The 16,109-nt window shown below is 63.9% G+C and carries 11 protein-coding genes, 2 tRNA genes and 1 rRNA gene; 11 read left to right on the top strand and 3 right to left on the bottom strand.

The features are described from left to right. Positions 1-2 precede the first annotated feature (2 nt). From pilV to NFC98_RS01520, 4 genes are all read left to right on the top strand, one after another. A complete protein-coding gene (gene pilV / locus NFC98_RS01505; protein WP_254276449.1) occupies positions 3-491 on the top strand; it encodes a type IV pilus modification protein PilV in 489 nt (162 codons plus the stop codon). Continuing rightward, positions 445-1,107 carry a PilW family protein gene (locus NFC98_RS01510; RefSeq protein ID WP_254276450.1) on the top strand — a complete coding sequence of 221 codons (663 nt, stop codon included), beginning with the start codon at positions 445-447 and terminating at the stop codon, positions 1,105-1,107. The genes pilV and NFC98_RS01510 overlap by 47 nt, the downstream gene beginning before the upstream one ends. Before the next feature lie 28 nt (positions 1,108-1,135). Next, the gene (locus NFC98_RS01515; protein ID WP_254276451.1) at positions 1,136-2,353 is read left to right on the top strand and encodes a PilX N-terminal domain-containing pilus assembly protein; all 1,218 of its coding nucleotides are present in this window, start codon (positions 1,136-1,138) and stop codon (positions 2,351-2,353) included. Between the two features lie 326 nt (positions 2,354-2,679). After that, complete coding sequence (locus NFC98_RS01520; protein WP_254276452.1) at positions 2,680-3,351, top strand: metal-dependent hydrolase; 672 nt, start codon at positions 2,680-2,682, stop codon at positions 3,349-3,351. On the opposite strand, the gene NFC98_RS01525 is transcribed toward NFC98_RS01520, so the two are convergent. Genes NFC98_RS01525 through NFC98_RS01535 form a run of 3 tightly spaced genes read right to left on the bottom strand, consistent with a single transcriptional unit; the run spans position 3,327 to position 7,409 of the window. Further along, complete coding sequence (locus NFC98_RS01525) at positions 3,327-4,709, bottom strand: sigma-54 dependent transcriptional regulator (protein ID WP_254276453.1); 1,383 nt, start codon at positions 4,707-4,709, stop codon at positions 3,327-3,329. The two genes, NFC98_RS01520 and NFC98_RS01525, sit on opposite strands and share 25 nt — an antisense overlap. Next, on the bottom strand, positions 4,702-6,627 hold the full coding sequence (locus NFC98_RS01530; protein WP_254276454.1) for a sensor histidine kinase: 1,926 nt from the start codon (positions 6,625-6,627) through the stop codon (positions 4,702-4,704). The genes NFC98_RS01525 and NFC98_RS01530 overlap by 8 nt, the downstream gene beginning before the upstream one ends. Next, complete coding sequence (locus NFC98_RS01535; RefSeq protein ID WP_254276455.1) at positions 6,624-7,409, bottom strand: GntR family transcriptional regulator; 786 nt, start codon at positions 7,407-7,409, stop codon at positions 6,624-6,626. Before NFC98_RS01535 ends, NFC98_RS01530 begins: the two co-directional genes overlap by 4 nt. 301 nt (positions 7,410-7,710) lie before the next feature. On the opposite strand from NFC98_RS01535, the gene NFC98_RS01540 reads away from it, so the two are divergent. The 7 genes from NFC98_RS01540 to NFC98_RS01570 all read left to right on the top strand — a co-directional run bounded on the left by NFC98_RS01540 (position 7,711) and on the right by NFC98_RS01570 (position 16,049). Further along, on the top strand, positions 7,711-8,466 hold the full coding sequence (locus tag NFC98_RS01540) for a (Fe-S)-binding protein (protein WP_254276456.1): 756 nt from the start codon (positions 7,711-7,713) through the stop codon (positions 8,464-8,466). After that, positions 8,463-9,914: a LutB/LldF family L-lactate oxidation iron-sulfur protein gene (locus tag NFC98_RS01545; RefSeq protein WP_254276457.1), complete on the top strand. Its 1,452-nt coding sequence runs from the start codon at positions 8,463-8,465 to the stop codon at positions 9,912-9,914. The genes NFC98_RS01540 and NFC98_RS01545 overlap by 4 nt, the downstream gene beginning before the upstream one ends. Beyond that, positions 9,911-10,594, top strand: coding sequence for a lactate utilization protein C (locus tag NFC98_RS01550; protein WP_254276458.1), 684 nt, complete (start codon positions 9,911-9,913; stop codon positions 10,592-10,594). Before NFC98_RS01545 ends, NFC98_RS01550 begins: the two co-directional genes overlap by 4 nt. Then, positions 10,587-13,442 (top strand): FAD-binding and (Fe-S)-binding domain-containing protein, encoded by a 2,856-nt coding sequence (locus NFC98_RS01555; RefSeq protein ID WP_254276459.1) that lies wholly within the window; start codon positions 10,587-10,589, stop codon positions 13,440-13,442. Before NFC98_RS01550 ends, NFC98_RS01555 begins: the two co-directional genes overlap by 8 nt. An 812-nt stretch (positions 13,443-14,254) precedes the next feature. Next, positions 14,255-15,792: ribosomal RNA gene (locus tag NFC98_RS01560) — 16S ribosomal RNA — on the top strand. Between the two features lie 98 nt (positions 15,793-15,890). After that, a tRNA-Ile gene (locus NFC98_RS01565) sits at positions 15,891-15,967 on the top strand. A gap of 6 nt (positions 15,968-15,973) precedes the next feature. Next, a tRNA-Ala gene (locus NFC98_RS01570) sits at positions 15,974-16,049 on the top strand. Positions 16,050-16,109 lie beyond the last annotated feature (60 nt).

The raw sequence follows: 16,109 nt of genomic DNA on the forward strand, positions 1-16,109 counted from the left end.
AAATGGTAAGGTCTGAAATTTCAAAAAATATGTTTGCGTATCCCAAGAGTCGTGGGCATGGTTTTACTTTGCTAGAGGCTCTAATTGCACTTCTGGTTTTGGCCGTTGGATTGATTGCTATTGCTGGAATGCAGTTAAAGGCTTTGCAGGCAGCTCAGGTTTCTTATTTTCATACGCTTGCGTCAATTGCGGCACAAGATGCTGTTGAAAGGTTGAGGGTACTGTCAAAAATTTCTGATGAAGATGGCTCTGTGACATGTTATTCGGTTAATGAAATATTAGCGTCGGGTGGTATTTTTGCGACAAGTTGGACTGATGCATGGGGCGGCTCTCTTCCAGGGTTGTCTGTTTCAGATTCTTCCACAGATCCATGTGTGTATACACTTTTGGTTGAGTGGGAGGAGGCTAGGCTCTTAACCGAAGGCGCTGGAGCATTGCTTTATCATGCAAAAGTTCCTGATGTGGGATATATTGATGATGAAGAAGCGTAATTTCTCTTTTAGAGAATCGCAGGAAGCTTTGCTGCCTGTGAGATATATCCGGGAAAAAGGTTTTTCTCTAATAGAGCTTATGGTTGCACTAGTTGTCGGTCTTCTGATTATTCTTGCGGCAACTCAATTGTTTATATCCATAAACAGGCTTGATGATAGGGTTAGAGCTTCAGCGGACAGGCAAGAAAGTCTGCGTTATTTTTATGATTCTTTGGTTTTTGATGTGAGAAATGCCACTAGCTTAAGTTATAATTCTGATTCTCAGGAGTTGATACTACAGTTTGCTGGTTTCACAAGTTCCAGTGAGTGCGCTGGAGGCTCTTCTGGGTACTCTAAAGTTTATCATTACATGGATGCTGGCCCTAGTGGTGGTGGGGATTCAGGCATATATGCTGAGACGTTATGCCTGTTAGTTGGTAGCGAAGAGGATGTATCTGTAGATCCTGAGCTTTTGGTTTCCGGGGAAATTGCAAGCAGCTTGAGTTTTAGTTTTTTGCCTGGTCTTTATGGGCTGAGAGTAGTGCTGAGCTTAACAGATCCTCAAGGCAGGCTTCCTGATGAGGAACTTACATTCTATGTCGCTAATCGTAATGTTGGTGCTAATAAGTGGGAGTGATATATAAGGGTTTCTACGGGGGGTGGATATGAGATCTTGTAAATGCCAAAACGGTGCCGCTTTAATTGTGGCGATCGTGCTTTTGGTTGTCGCAACGCTGCTAGGCCTTTCAAGCTATCGAACTTCAGTTATGGAAGAACGCATGTCTGCAAACCAGCGCTTTTCGATAGCTGCATTCCAGGCAGCTGAAGCCGGGATAAGTGATGTTGTGGGCAGCTTGAGAGCTACTTATGCTCCAGATAATCCTGTTACATGTGAAGGAGGGGTAGTGACAGAAGGCGCTGCGCTTCCAGGGCAGCAAGAAGTTACTTTTTCTGCATCTGGCGCGCTCTCTGGTTCATATGTCTACTGGATGGAGTGCGAAGGTGATCAGTTAGTAGGTTTTAGTCGTGGCCAGATTGATATGGGTGAAGATGTTTCACCTGTTACGCGCATTGTTAAGCTCTACTTGCAGCCGCCTGGCGAAGGGATAAGTACTGATACATATTATGGAATTAAGGCTGATGGTGATATTGTTCTAAGGGGCCAAAATGTTATAAACGGTAATATCCATACAAATTCCAACCTAACTATCAATAATGTTGATGGTGAGGCGGTGGGTGCAATTACAGCGACTGGAACAATAACCACTTCTGATAAGGATTTGGATGTGGTTGATGCCGAGACGGGAGAGTGTGGTTCTGTCATGTGTGCTGTTTCTGGTGCTGATAGTATGTTCATAGAGCCTGCAATTGATAAAATTAATTCCATTATCGAAGGCGAAGAGTATCAGCCGTATATTGTAGATTTGCTTACACATCCAGATTATATGAGTTGCGATATAGATCTTGAAGGTCCTCAGTTTGGGGCGATATATTATTGCAGTGACGGTCGAGATTTAGATGTTAGTGGTAACTTTAATGGTGCAACCTTGCTTTCTATGGGTAAAATTATCCACAGAGGAAGGTCAGATTTGGGCGACTATAACGATGAAGTTGAGGGGCCGGATTCTGTCGATACACAATTGATTGCAGTTGGAAATATTGAAATGAGGGGTAATGATGACTCGTATGTTGCTCTTTGGTCTGACGCCGATGTTGTTCAGAGTGGCACGTCAACCCTTTATGGATCAATCATCGCCGGAGGTACTGTGACTCGCGCTGGGGGTATTAACTTCTCATCCTGGGATAGCTATGAGGGGATTACTTTTAATCGCGTAAAAAGGTTTGGGAATATACTTTATTGGGTTGAGCTGGAAAGTAACTGATTTTTAGATATTGATGCTAAGTTGTTGGATATTTAATTCATAAATGCGCTATTTTCGAACTCTAAGTTAACTGTTGGTTCGTATTTTCTAGGCTCCCCAAAACTTGGGGAGCCTTCTTGTCCAAGTATATATAGGGTTTCCGCTGTCCAGTGTCCCTTATTGAGGGCTCCAATAGTTAGAACCCATTGCACGCTTGTCGATGGGACAGAAACGAGCCAACTTTCCAGAACCAGAAAACCAAGCTAAAGCTCCTAATCCATTGTTTTTCCATGCCCTGGCGGTGATAATCTGGTGATTTATCCAGTGATTCGAGGGCTCGCCGCGGCATGGCCGACTTTCGCACCCATCTCGGCGTGGCCGCCGCCGGCGGCGCCGTGGTTGCCCATGGCGGCTGGCAGGCGGGCCTGTGGGAGGCCTGGCAGGCCCTGCCGATGCTGGCGCTGGTGACCTTCGGCGGCATCCTGCCGGATCTCGACGCCGACCGCTCCAAGGCCATCCGCTTGATATTCAACCTGCTGGCCGTGCCGGCGGTGGTGGCGGGCGCCCTGCTGCTGCAGTCCCGGCTGGCCATCGGGCCGCTGCTGCTGGCCTGCGGAGGGATCTACCTCGCCGTGCGCTACCTCGCCGGGGCGCTGTTCGCCCGCTTCACCGTGCATCGCGGCCTGTGGCACTCGCTGCTGGCGGCGGGGCTGTGTGGCCTGGTCACCGCGGCGCTGAGCCAGCGGCTATTCGCCCAGCCGGATACCCTGGCCTGGGCCCACGGCGTGGCGGTGGCGCTGGGCTTCGTCATTCATCTGACGCTGGACGAGCTCTACAGCGTCGACCTCACCGGCGCGCGCATCAAGCGCTCCTTCGGCACCGCGCTCAAGCCCTTCGACTGGCGCTCGCCCGGCAATTCGCTGGTGATGCTGCTGGCGGCGGTGAACCTGCTGCCGTGGCTGCCGGCCTGGCCGCCGCTGTGGGCGCTGCTCGCTCAGGGCTCGGCGCTCTGGCGGTAGTCCTCGGCCTTGAGGCCGTACTTGCGCAGCTTGTCGTAGAGGGTCTTGCGCGGCAGGCCGAGCTGCTCGCTCACCTCGCTGACGCGGCCGCGGTGGCGGGCCAGGGCCTGGTCGATCAGGCTCTTCTCGAACAGCTCCACCTGCTGGGGCAGGGCCAGCTCGCCGGCCTCGCTCTCCGCCCCCTCCAGCAGCGCATCCAGGCGGTAGCCGAAGGCGGAGCCCAGCAGCACGTAGCGCTCGGCCAGGTTGCGCAGCTCGCGCACGTTGCCGGGCCAGTCGTGGGCCAGCAGCGCCGAGATGCCGGCGGCATCCAGCGGCGGGGCCTCCAGGCCGCTGCGGTTGGCGGCCACCACCGCGAAGTGCTGGAACAGCAGCGGGATGTCCTCACGGCGCTCGCGCAGCGGCGGGATCGGCAACGTGACCACGTTGAGGCGGTAGTAGAGGTCCTCGCGGAACTGTCCCGCTTCGGCGGCGGCCTTGAGGTCGACCTTGGTGGCGGCGATCACCCGGATGTCCAGGGGGATCGGCACGTTGGCACCCAGCCGCTCGACGCTGCGCTCCTGCAGCACACGCAGCAGCTTGACCTGCAGCGACAGCGGCATCGACTCGATCTCGTCGAGGAACACGGTGCCGCCGCTGGCATGCTCGAACTTGCCGATGCGCCGCTCCACGGCGCCGGTGAAGGCGCCCTTCTCGTGGCCGAACAGCTCCGACTCGATGGTGCTCTCGGGCACCGCGCCGCAGTTGATGGCGACGAAGGGGTGGCCGGCCCGCGGGCTGCGCTCGTGGATGGCGCGGGCCACCAGGTCCTTGCCGGCGCCGGTCTCGCCGAACAGCAGCACGTCGGCGTCCACCTGGCTGATGCGCTGGACCATGGAGGCGAGGCGCTGGATGGCCGGGGTGCGGCCCACCAGGCGCGGCCCCGGGGCCGACTGCTGCGCCTCGAGCTCGGCCTTGAGGGCGCGGTTCTCCAGGCTCAGCCGGCGCTTCTCGATGCCGCGGCGCACCACCTCCACCAGCCGCTCGCCGGCGAAGGGCTTCTCCAGGAAGTCCCAGGCGCCTTCGCGCATTGCCTCCACGGCGGTGGAGATATCGCCGTGGCCGGTGATCAGGATCACCGGCAGGTCCGGGTCGCGCAGCCGCACCTCGCGCAGCAGCGCCATGCCGTCCATGCCCGGCATGCGGATGTCGCTGACCACCACCCCGGGGAAGTCCGGCGGCAGCCGTTCCAGGGCCTCCTCGGCGCTGGCGTAGGGCTCCGGGGTGTAGCCGGCGAGCTCGAGGGTCTGGCCGGCAGTGATGCGCAGGTGGGGCTCGTCGTCGATGATGATCACCGGAATGGCCGCCGGGTCATGCATGGGAAGCGTTCTCCTGGGTGCGGTGGTTCGCGGCGCCGGCCGTGCCGTCGTCGCGGGGCAGGATGAGGGTGAACAGGGCGCCGCCGGTGGGGCGGTTGCTGGCGACCAGGCGGCCGCCGAGGTCGTCGACGATACGCGAGGAGATCGACAGGCCGAGCCCCAGGCCACTGCCCGGCGACTTGGTGGTGAAGAAGGGCTCGAAGATGCGGCCCAGGTGCTCCTCGGGAATGCCGGGGCCGTTGTCGGCCACGCCGAGGCGTACCCGGGTGTCGTCCCGTTCGATGGAGAGAGTCAGGCGCGGGGCCTCGACCTCGGCCATCGCCTGCAGGGCGTTGCCGATCAGGTTGACCAGCACCTGCTCCAGGCGCACCAGGTCGGCCCGCACCCACACCTCCTCTTCGGGCCACTGCCGCTCGACGCTCACGTCGGCGTCGCGCAGCCGGGCCTGGAAGAGGCGCAGGGCATAGTCGATACAGGCGGGCACCGAGACGGCGGTGAGGCTCTCGCCGCTCTTGCGCGAGAACTGGCGCAGCTGGGCGCTGATCTCGGCCATGCGCCCAGTGAGCTCGATGATCTGCTCGAGGTTGCTGTCCGCGCTCTCGGGGCGCTGGCGCTCGAGCAGGATGCGGGCGTTCTCGGCGTAGGCGCGGATCGCCGCCAGGGGCTGGTTCAGCTCGTGGTTGATGCCGGCGGCCAGCTGGCCGAGCACGGCGAGCTTGGCCGCCTGGATCAGCTCGTCACGGGTCTGGCGCAGGTTGTCCTCGGCGCGCCGGCGCTCCTCGATCTCGTCGGAGAGGCGGCGGTTGGTCTCCACCAGGTCCCGGGTGCGACGCTGGACGTTGCGTTCCAGCTCGTCGCGGGCGCGGGCCAGGGTCTGGCGCTCGCGCTCGGCGAACTGTTCCCGCTCGCGGCGCAGGCGCAGGCGCTGCCAGCCGACCCCGCCGCCCAGCAGCACGATGCCGTAGAGGCCCCCGGCCAGCAGTGCGGAGACCCACTGGGCCTGGATCACCGGGGAGAGCGGCTTGAGGATGTGCATCTCCCAGCCGAGTTCCTCCAGGGGCCGGGAGAGGCCGAGGTAGCGATTCTCGGCGAGCGGGCCCGAGGAGAAGCCGACCAGGCGGGTCTGGTTGCCCAGGGGCTCGACCACCTCGATGCCGGAGTGGGCCAGCGGTTCGTCGGCGTAGCGCCGGGTCGCCAGCAGGGCCTGGCGCTGGTCCTCGGAGAGCGGGTGCAGCGAGGCCATGCGCAGCTCAGGACGGCTGGCCATGAAGATGATGTCGTCCTCGTCGGTGACCAGCAGCTCGGCATCCTGGTCGGCCCAGCCCGCCTCCACGGCGTCGAGCAGCACCTTGACCACCATCACGCCGTCCGGCGTCGAGTCCGGCTGGGTGTCGTCGAGCCAGACCGGGGCCGAGAAGTAGTAGCCGCGCTCGAGCGACTGCACGCCGAGGCCGTAGAAGCGGCCCTGGCCGCCGGCGATGGCATCGGTGAAATAGCTGCGGAAGGCGTAGTTCTGGCCGATGAAGCTGTGCGGGAGGTGCCAGTTGCTGGCGGCCAGGGTATCGGCGTGGCGGTCGAGCAGGTAGACATCGGAGACGTCGGCGGTGGCGCGGAAGCGGTCCAGCAGCAGGTTGAGCGGCATGGCGTCCTGGCTCTCGGGGGAGGCGAGGAAGCGCTGCACCCCCTCGCGGGAGGCGAGCAGCCGGGGCAGGTAGTCGTGCCGCGAGAGGTGGCCGACCAGCCCCGCCGCCGAGAGCCGCAGCTCGTTCTCGGCATCCTGGCGCAGCTCCTGAAGCGCCTGGACCCGGGCCACCTGGGCGGCCTGCCACATCACGGCGACCAGGCCCAGCGGCACCAGCAGCAGCAGCAGGCGTCGCCAGCCGTTCGGCAGGCGCGCCGGTCGCTCCGCCCTTGTCACGAGGCCGGTGCCCGGCGCGAGGCCGGCGTGGCCTGGGCGCGGCGCAGGGCGCGCTGGGCCCGGGTCTCGGCCCGTGCCACCTCCAGCAGCCCCTCCTCGACATAGACCAGGTGCTCGTGGGCCCGCTCGCGGGCATCCTCGGCGCGGCCCTCGAGGATCGCATCCAGCAGCGCCCGGTGCTGGGCCATCAGCGTCGTCCGCGAATCGGGCTTCTCGAAGAGGTGGGCCAGGTTGTCGACGATGCTGCGCTCCAGCAGGTGGAAGATGCCGCGGATGGTGTGCAGCAGCAGCACGTTGTGGGCGGCCTCGGCGATGGCCAGGTGGAAGGCGGCGTCGGCCTTGGCCTCCAGGGCCGGGTCGCGCCCCTTGAAGCAGGCGTCGAGCTCCTCGAAGCGCTTGATCAGGATGGCCTTGTCGGTGGGCGTCGAGCGCAGGGCGGCGTAGTAGGCGGAGATCCCCTCCATGGCGTCGCGGAACTCCAGCAGGTCCAGGTGGAACTCGCCATGGCGGGCCAGCATCTCGAGCAGCGGGTCGCTGTAGCTGCTGTTGAGCTCCTGGGTGATGAAGGTGCCGCCGCCCTGGCGGCTGACCAGCAGCCCGCGGGCCGCCAGCTTCTGGATCGCCTCGCGCAACGAGGGTCGCGACACCCCGAAGCGCTCGGCCAGCTCCCGCTCCGGGGGCAGGCGCTGGCCGGGCTTGAGGCTGCCCTCGAGGATCATGGCCTCGAGGCGTTCGGTGATGACGTCGGCGAGCCGGGGCTGGCGGACGGGCTGGTAGGCCATGGCGAGGTGCCTCCGAGTGTTGTGGCGCTGGCCGTATGGTACGACAACGAATTGGTATTACCAATAATGGCGGCGCATGGGGTGCCGCACGCGGCGTGGTCTTTGCCTGTGCTTTCAGCGAGTTGCTGTACGGCCTCGATACGCTATACCAAAGTATAGCGCGATGGGGCAGGAAAAAAGCGGCCGCGGGTTTGACACTGTCAGGGGCGCCTCATAAGGTGCGCCCACGCCTTTCTGTCAATTGGTTTTACCAATTTTCCATCGAGGCACAACAATCCGAATGCCGCCGAGGATCCTGCCGATGACGCCAGTCAAGTGCTATCCGCCGAAACCGGAGAAGGTCTACTTCTTCGGTACCTGCCTGATCGACCTTTTCTACCCCGAAGCCGGAATGGATGCCATTCGCCTTCTGGAGAGGGAGGGCGTCGAGGTGCTGTTTCCCGAGGACCAGACCTGCTGCGGACAGCCGGCCTACACCTCGGGCTACCACGACGAGGCGCGGGCGGTGGCGGCGGCACAGCTCGGGCTCTTCCCCGAGCCCTGGCCGATCGTCGTGCCTTCGGGGTCCTGTGGCGGCATGATGCGCAAGCACTACCCCCAGCTGTTCGCCGGCACCGACCTGGAGGCGCAGGCCAACGACGTGGCCGGGCGCATCCATGAGCTGACCGAGTTCCTGGTTCACGTCTGTCACCTGCAGCTCGAGGACCGCGGCGAGCCCGAGAAGGTGGCCATGCACACCTCGTGCAGCGCCCGGCGCGAGATGGGGCTGGCCGAGACCGGCCCGGCCCTGCTGGGCCAGCTGGGGCGGGTGGAGCTCGTCGAGCAGGAGCGCGCCGCGGAGTGCTGCGGCTTCGGCGGTACCTTCTCGGTGCGCCACCCCGAGATATCGGGAGCCATGGTCGACGATAAGACGAAGGCCATCGAGGCGGCCGGCGCGGCGCGCTTCGTCACCTCCGACTGCGGCTGCATGATGAACATCGGCGGCCGCTTCGAGCAGCAGAAGAAGGCGGTCAAGGGCGAGCATATCGCCAGCTACCTGTGGCGGAGGACCTCATGAGCGTACAGACCTTCACTCCCCGGGAGTTCCACCGCCAGGCCCACGATGCCCTGGGGAACCCCCAGATCCGCGCCAACTTCCGCAAGGCGATGGATGGCCTGATGACCAAGCGCCGCGATGTCTTCAGCGACTGGGACCTGGAGACGCTGCGCGAGCTGGGCGCCAACATCCGCCTGCGGGCCCTGGCGAAGCTGCCCGACCTGCTGGAGCAGCTGGAGGCCAACTGCGAGGCCAACGGCATCCGGGTGCACTGGGCCGAGGATGGCGACGAGGCATGCCGGATCATCCGCGGGATCTGCGATAGCCACGGTGCCAAGTCGGTGATCAAGGGCAAGTCGATGGTCTCCGAGGAGATGCACCTCAATGCCCACCTGGAGGAGGCCGGCATCGAGGCGCTGGAGTCGGACCTCGGCGAGTACCTGGTGCAGCTCAACGAGCAGACGCCCTCGCACATCATCATGCCGGCGATCCACCTCAATACCGACGAAATCTCCGAGATCCTCCACGACAAGACCGGCACCGAGCGCTCCCGGGACGTCGACTACATGACCGCGGCGGCCCGCGCCCAGCTGCGCGAGCGCTTCATGGCCGCCGACGTGGGGGTTTCCGGGGTCAACTTCGCGGTGGCCGAGACCGGCACCCTCTGCCTGGTGGAGAACGAGGGCAACGGACGCATGACCACCACGGTACCGCCGGTGCACATCGCCGTGACCGGCATCGAGAAGGTGGTGGAGCACCTGCGCGACGTGCCGCCGCTCTATGCGCTGCTGACCCGCTCGGCCACCGGCCAGCACGTCACCACCTACTTCAACATGATCAGCTCGCCGCGCAAGGAGGGCGAGCATGACGGGCCGAAGGAGGTGCACCTGGTGCTGGTGGACAGCGGTCGCTCCCGCATCTATCAGGACGATGAGCTGCTCGACACCCTGCGCTGCATCCGCTGCGGCGCCTGCATGAACCACTGCCCCGTCTATACCCGGGTGGGGGGGCATACCTACGGCACCACCTACCCGGGGCCGATCGGCAGCATCCTCTCGCCGCACCTGATGGGCCTGGAGGACACCAAGGACCTGCCCACCGCCTCCAGCCTGTGCGGCGCCTGCGGCGAGGTCTGCCCGGTGAAGATCCCGATTCCCGACCTGCTGGTGCGCCTGCGCCGCGAGTCGGTGGGCGAGGGGCGCGGCAACGTGGCGGGGGCCGGCGTCAAGCGCACCCGCAAGGAGGCCGCGGCCTGGAAGGGCTTCGAGTGGATGGCGACCCATCCCGGCGTCTGGCGCAGCGGCACGGCGCTGGCCGGCAAGCTCCAGGCGCTGATGCCCGCGAAGCTGGCGCCCTGGACCGACTACCGCACCGCGCCGAAGCCCGCCCGGGCGTCGCTGCACGCCCTGGTGAAGCAGCACAGGCGCCGGCAGCAGGCCGACGGCAGCGAAGGGGAGAATCGCTCATGAGTGCCCGGAACAACATCCTCCAGCGGCTGCGCGAACGCCTCGATGGCCCGCTGAGCGCCCCCGAGAGCGACTTCGCCGTGGTGACGAATCGCGGCTGGGACCCCGAGGAGCGCCTGGCGCGCTTCGAGCGGCTGATCGGCTCGGTACACGGCGAGGTGGTCCATGCCAGCCGCGAGAGCTGGACCACCGCCCTGGCGGAGGTCCTGGCCGAGAAGGGCGTGCGCCGGCTGGCGCTGGGCAAGGAGCACCCGGTGGCCGCCGAGGCGCGCCGGGCCCTGGCCGATGCCGAGGTGGAGCTGGTCGACGTGGATCGCGAGATCGAGACCTGGCAGCAGGAGCAGTTCGAGACGGTCGACGCCGGCCTGACCTCGACCCTCGGCGCCATCGCCGAGACGGGCAGCCTGTGGCTCTGGCCGACGCCCGACGAGCCCCGGCTGATCAGCCTGGTGCCTTCCCTGCACATCGCCGTGCTGGATGCAGAGACCCTGGAGGACACCTTCTTCGACGTGGTCGAGAAGCACGGCTGGGCGAAGGGAATGCCCACCAATGCGCTGCTGATCTCCGGGCCCAGCAAGACCGCCGATATCGAGCAGACCCTCGCCTATGGCGTGCACGGCCCCCGCGAACTGGTGGTGCTGGTGCGTCACGCGGGAACCACCCAGGAGTCGCCCGATGCCTGAATCCAACGCCGTCGCCTTCCGCGAGCTCAAGGCGGCCCTGGCGGGCACGATTCCCGCCGAGCGGCTGATCGACGATCCGCTGCGCACCCTGGCCTATGGCACCGACGCCAGCTTCTATCGGCTGATTCCCGGGCTGGTGGTGCGTCCGGAAGGCGAGCGGGAGCTGCAGCTGACCCTGGCGGAGTGCCGGGCCCGGGGCCTGCCGGTGACCTTCCGCGCTGCCGGCACCTCGCTCTCCGGGCAGGCGGTGACCGACTCGGTGCTGATCCAGCTCGGCCGCGGCTGGCGGGGCCACGAGATCCTCGACGAGGGCCGGGCGATCCGCCTGCAGCCCGGGGTGATCGGGGCCCGGGCCAACCAGCTGCTGGGGCCCTTCGGCCGCAAGATCGGGCCGGACCCGGCGTCCATCGCGAGCTGCATGATCGGCGGCATCGCCGCCAACAACGCCTCCGGCATGTGCTGCGGCACGGCCCAGAACAGCTACCGCACGGTGCGCGACATCCGCGTGGTGCTGGCCGACGGCGCCCTGCTGGACACCGCGGATGCCGACAGCGTGGCGGCCTTCCGCCGCAGCCACGCCGACCTGCTGGCGGGGCTCGAGCGCCTCTCGGAGACGACCCGGGGCAACGACGCGCTGGCCGAGAAGATCCGCCACAAGTATCGGCTCAAGAACACCACGGGCTATGCCCTCAACAGCCTGGTGGACTTCACCGACGGCATCGAGATCCTCAAGCACCTGATGATCGGCTCCGAGGGGACCCTGGGCTTCATCAGCGCCATCACCTACGACACCGTGGTGGACGAGCCGCACAAGGCCGCCGCCCTGGCCTTCTTCCCCGACATGGCCACCACCTGTCGCGCGACCATTGCCCTCAAGCGCTCTCCGGTCTCGGCGGTGGAGCTGATGGACCGCGCCGCGCTGCGCTCCGTGGAGAACGAGGCGGGCATGCCCGAGGTGCTGCGCACGCTCCCCGATGGGGCGGCGGCGCTGCTGATCGATGTGCGCGGCCACGACGATGCCGATCTGGCCGCGCGCATGGAGGAGGTGCAGGGGACGCTGGAGGGTATCCGTACCCTGGAGCCGGTCACCTTTACCCGCGATGCCGATCGCTACGCCCTCTACTGGAAGATCCGCAAGGGCCTGTTCCCCGCGGTGGGGGCGGTGCGCGACACCGGCACCACGGTGATCATCGAGGACGTGGCGTTTCCCATCGAGCGCCTCGACGAGGGGGTGCTGGCGCTGACCGACATCTTCCACCGCCACGGCTACCAGGAGGCGATCCTGTTCGGCCATGCCCTGGAGGGCAACCTGCACTTCGTCTTTCCCCAGGGCTTCGACAAGCCCGGCGAGGTGGAGCGCTACCAGGCGCTGATGGACGAGGTGGCGCAGCTGGTCGGCGTGGAGTACGGCGGCTCGCTCAAGGCCGAGCACGGCACCGGGCGCAACATGGCCCCCTACGTGGAGCTGGAGTGGGGGCCCGACGCCTACGCCCTGATGTGGGAGATCAAGGCGCTGTTCGATCCCGAGAATCTGCTCAACCCCGAGGTGATCCTCAGCCGCAACCCGACGCTGCACCTGGAGAACCTCAAGCCGTTGCCGGCGACGGATCCGATCGTCGACAAGTGCATCGAGTGCGGGTTCTGCGAGCATGTCTGTCCGTCGAAGGACCTGACGCTGACGCCGCGGCAGCGCATCGTGATCGCCCGGGAGATGTCCCGGCTGGAGGCGCTGGGCGGCCGGCTCACCGACGAGGAGTCGGCGCGGCTGGAGGCGATGCGCCAGGACTATCGCTATGCCGGCGACGAGACCTGCGCGGCGGACGGCCTCTGCGCCACCCAGTGCCCGGTCGGCATCAACACCGGCGACCTGGTTCGCGAGCTGCGTCGGGACCGCCTCGCCGAGCGGGCCGGGCTGGCCCGGCGGGTCGGGCGGCACTTCTCCGGCGCCACCCGCGTGGCACGGGGCGCGCTGAACGTGGCCGGCGCGGCGAACCGCGTGCTCGGCGACGACCTGATGGGCAAGGCCAGCGCCGGGGCGCGGCGCCTGAGCGGCGACCGCCTGCCCCAGTGGACACCGGCACTGCCCCAGGCGGCACCGATCCGCGTACTCAAGCGGGCGGCCGCCGCCGATGCGGGGCGTGACAAGGTGGTCTACCTGCCCTCCTGTGCGACACGGGTCTTCGGCGCCACGCGCCGCGACGCCGAGTCGCGCTCGGTGATGGAGATCACCCTGTCGCTGCTCGAGAAGGCCGGCTTCGAGGTGATCCTGCCGGAGATGATCGGTCACCTGTGCTGCGGGATGGCCTTCCAGTCCAAGGGGCAGTTCGATGAGGCGACCCACAAGGCGCGGGAGCTCAACCGCGAGCTGCTGCTGGCCAGCCAGAACGGACGCTACCCGGTGCTCTGCGACACCAGCCCCTGCACCCTGCAGATGCGGGAGACCCTGGACGAGCGACTCGAGATGCTGGAGCCGGTGGCCTTCGCCCACGACCACCTGCTGCCCCGGCTCGCCGTGACGCCGGTGGACGAGCGTGTCGCGGTGCACGTGACCTGCTCGAGCACCCGCATGGGGCTGGCCGACAAGTTCGTCGGGCTGGCGCGAGCCTGTGCCAGGGAGGTGGTGGTGCCCGCCGAGATCACCTGCTGCGGCTTCGCCGGCGACAAGGGCTTCAGTACGCCCGAGCTCAATGCCTCGGCCCTGGCGGGGCTGGCCGAGCAGGTGGCGGAGTGCAGCGCCGGCTACTCCAACTCGCGGACCTGCGAGATCGGCCTGAGCCAGCACGGGGGCATTCCCTACCGCTCGATTCTCTCGCTGCTCGACCGGGCCAGCCGACCCGCCCCGCCGTGAGACTCTCCACAAGGGCCACCACAGGGGGCCGGCAGCGGCCTCTTGTGGATAGCCGGGTCGGTTCTCTGACCTTCCTGCCACCGCCCTGAACTTTTTGGCACATCGCACCTTGGCGTGGTTCTGCCTGTAGGAGGGGTCGGTCCGGCGTCCCGGCTCTGCATCGCGACTGGAGGCCGAAGGCCTCCCTCAGGGCTCGCATGACGCCAGGCGGTTTTGTCGGGCGCCTGGCGGCGCCAGTCGCGCAGCAAAGCTGCCCTCCTACTACTCAGCTGTCACGCTGATGTGCCAAGAACCAATTTTTTTACCGGAAGGGCTTGCGGGGTCCCGGGGAAGTCCGTAAAGTACGCATCCGCTGCCGGCGACGGGCAACGTTGCCGGCGGTAAAGAGTGGGGGAAGTGGTTGTTCTGCTTGGGGTTTTCGAAAACACCTCGCTTGACAGTCACCGCGGATTCGGTAGAATGCGCCCCACGGGATTCGCCGCCCCCCTCGACGGGGTGGGGCGGTCAGCAGATACGGCAAGTTCGCTTCGCCAACCACTGCTTGACACGCCGAAGCGAATCGGTAGAATACGCCTTCCTCGCAGGGCGCTGGCGAGACGGAAGCCACGGCTCACGTCACGACAGCAAGCGAGACGCTCTTTAACAATCGATCAGGTAATTCATGTGGGCGCTTGTCGATGTGTCGGTGACCAGTCACTGAAACATCAAGGCAAGCGACTCGTCAAAGATCCACGGATCTTTTTGAGAACGTTTGAACCTTGAGCCAAGTTTGGTCCGCTTCCTTCCTTGAAGGGTAAGGACTATATGATCTTAAACTGAAGAGTTTGATCATGGCTCAGATTGAACGCTGGCGGCAGGCCTAACACATGCAAGTCGAGCGGAAACGATGGGAGCTTGCTCCCAGGCGTCGAGCGGCGGACGGGTGAGTAATGCATAGGAATCTGCCCGATAGTGGGGGATAACCTGGGGAAACCCAGGCTAATACCGCATACGTCCTACGGGAGAAAGCAGGGGCTCTTCGGACCTTGCGCTATCGGATGAGCCTATGTCGGATTAGCTGGTTGGTGAGGTAATGGCTCACCAAGGCGACGATCCGTAGCTGGTCTGAGAGGATGATCAGCCACATCGGGACTGAGACACGGCCCGAACTCCTACGGGAGGCAGCAGTGGGGAATATTGGACAATGGGCGAAAGCCTGATCCAGCCATGCCGCGTGTGTGAAGAAGGCCCTCGGGTTGTAAAGCACTTTCAGTGGGGAAGAAAGCCTTGGGGCTAATACCCTCGAGGAAGGACATCACCCACAGAAGAAGCACCGGCTAACTCCGTGCCAGCAGCCGCGGTAATACGGAGGGTGCGAGCGTTAATCGGAATTACTGGGCGTAAAGCGCGCGTAGGTGGCTTGATAAGCCGGTTGTGAAAGCCCCGGGCTCAACCTGGGAACGGCATCCGGAACTGTCAGGCTAGAGTGCAGGAGAGGAAGGTAGAATTCCCGGTGTAGCGGTGAAATGCGTAGAGATCGGGAGGAATACCAGTGGCGAAGGCGGCCTTCTGGACTGACACTGACACTGAGGTGCGAAAGCGTGGGTAGCAAACAGGATTAGATACCCTGGTAGTCCACGCCGTAAACGATGTCGACTAGCCGTTGGGAGCCTCGAGTTCTTAGTGGCGCAGTTAACGCGATAAGTCGACCGCCTGGGGAGTACGGCCGCAAGGTTAAAACTCAAATGAATTGACGGGGGCCCGCACAAGCGGTGGAGCATGTGGTTTAATTCGATGCAACGCGAAGAACCTTACCTACCCTTGACATCGTGCGAACTTGGTAGAGATACCTTGGTGCCTTCGGGAACGCACAGACAGGTGCTGCATGGCTGTCGTCAGCTCGTGTTGTGAAATGTTGGGTTAAGTCCCGTAACGAGCGCAACCCTTGTCCCTATTTGCCAGCGATTCGGTCGGGAACTCTAGGGAGACTGCCGGTGACAAACCGGAGGAAGGTGGGGACGACGTCAAGTCATCATGGCCCTTACGGGTAGGGCTACACACGTGCTACAATGGTCGGTACAAAGGGTTGCAAAGCGGCGACGTGGAGCTAATCCCAGAAAGCTGATCTCAGTCCGGATCGGAGTCTGCAACTCGACTCCGTGAAGTCGGAATCGCTAGTAATCGTGAATCAGAATGTCACGGTGAATACGTTCCCGGGCCTTGTACACACCGCCCGTCACACCATGGGAGTGGACTGCACCAGAAGTGGTTAGCCTAACTTCGGAGGGCGATCACCACGGTGTGGTTCATGACTGGGGTGAAGTCGTAACAAGGTAGCCGTAGGGGAACCTGCGGCTGGATCACCTCCTTAACGACGACGTCGCCGACACGCGGCAAGTGCTCACAATGAATTACCTGATCGACCAGAGCAAAAGACTGTTTGGGTCGCGGACCCAGTGGTTGGAAGCCGGGTCTGTAGCTCAGTTGGTTAGAGCGCACCCCTGATAAGGGTGAGGTCGGCAGTTCAAATCTGCCCAGACCCACCATTTAGCGGGGCCTTAGCTCAGCTGGGAGAGCGCCTGCCTTGCACGCAGGAGGTCAGCGGTTCGATCCCGCTAGGCTCCACCAATTTCCTCTTGAGGAACTTGGCCTTAGCTCAGCTGGGAAAGCGCCTGCCGGCACCAGGAG

It is taken from the genome of Halomonas sp. 3H (assembly GCF_024206005.1).
GTDB lineage: Bacteria > Pseudomonadota > Gammaproteobacteria > Pseudomonadales > Halomonadaceae > Halomonas > Halomonas campaniensis.

Coding starts and splice junctions, on each gene's coding strand:
- pilV (WP_254276449.1), top strand. CDS start 3: ATGGTAAGGTCTGAAATTTCAAAAAATATGTTTGCGTATCCCAAGAGT.
- NFC98_RS01510 (WP_254276450.1), top strand. CDS start 445: ATGCAAAAGTTCCTGATGTGGGATATATTGATGATGAAGAAGCGTAAT.
- NFC98_RS01515 (WP_254276451.1), top strand. CDS start 1,136: ATGAGATCTTGTAAATGCCAAAACGGTGCCGCTTTAATTGTGGCGATC.
- NFC98_RS01520 (WP_254276452.1), top strand. CDS start 2,680: ATGGCCGACTTTCGCACCCATCTCGGCGTGGCCGCCGCCGGCGGCGCC.
- NFC98_RS01525 (WP_254276453.1), bottom strand. CDS start 4,709: ATGCATGACCCGGCGGCCATTCCGGTGATCATCATCGACGACGAGCCC.
- NFC98_RS01535 (WP_254276455.1), bottom strand. CDS start 7,409: ATGGCCTACCAGCCCGTCCGCCAGCCCCGGCTCGCCGACGTCATCACC.
- NFC98_RS01540 (WP_254276456.1), top strand. CDS start 7,711: ATGACGCCAGTCAAGTGCTATCCGCCGAAACCGGAGAAGGTCTACTTC.
- NFC98_RS01545 (WP_254276457.1), top strand. CDS start 8,463: ATGAGCGTACAGACCTTCACTCCCCGGGAGTTCCACCGCCAGGCCCAC.
- NFC98_RS01550 (WP_254276458.1), top strand. CDS start 9,911: ATGAGTGCCCGGAACAACATCCTCCAGCGGCTGCGCGAACGCCTCGAT.
- NFC98_RS01555 (WP_254276459.1), top strand. CDS start 10,587: ATGCCTGAATCCAACGCCGTCGCCTTCCGCGAGCTCAAGGCGGCCCTG.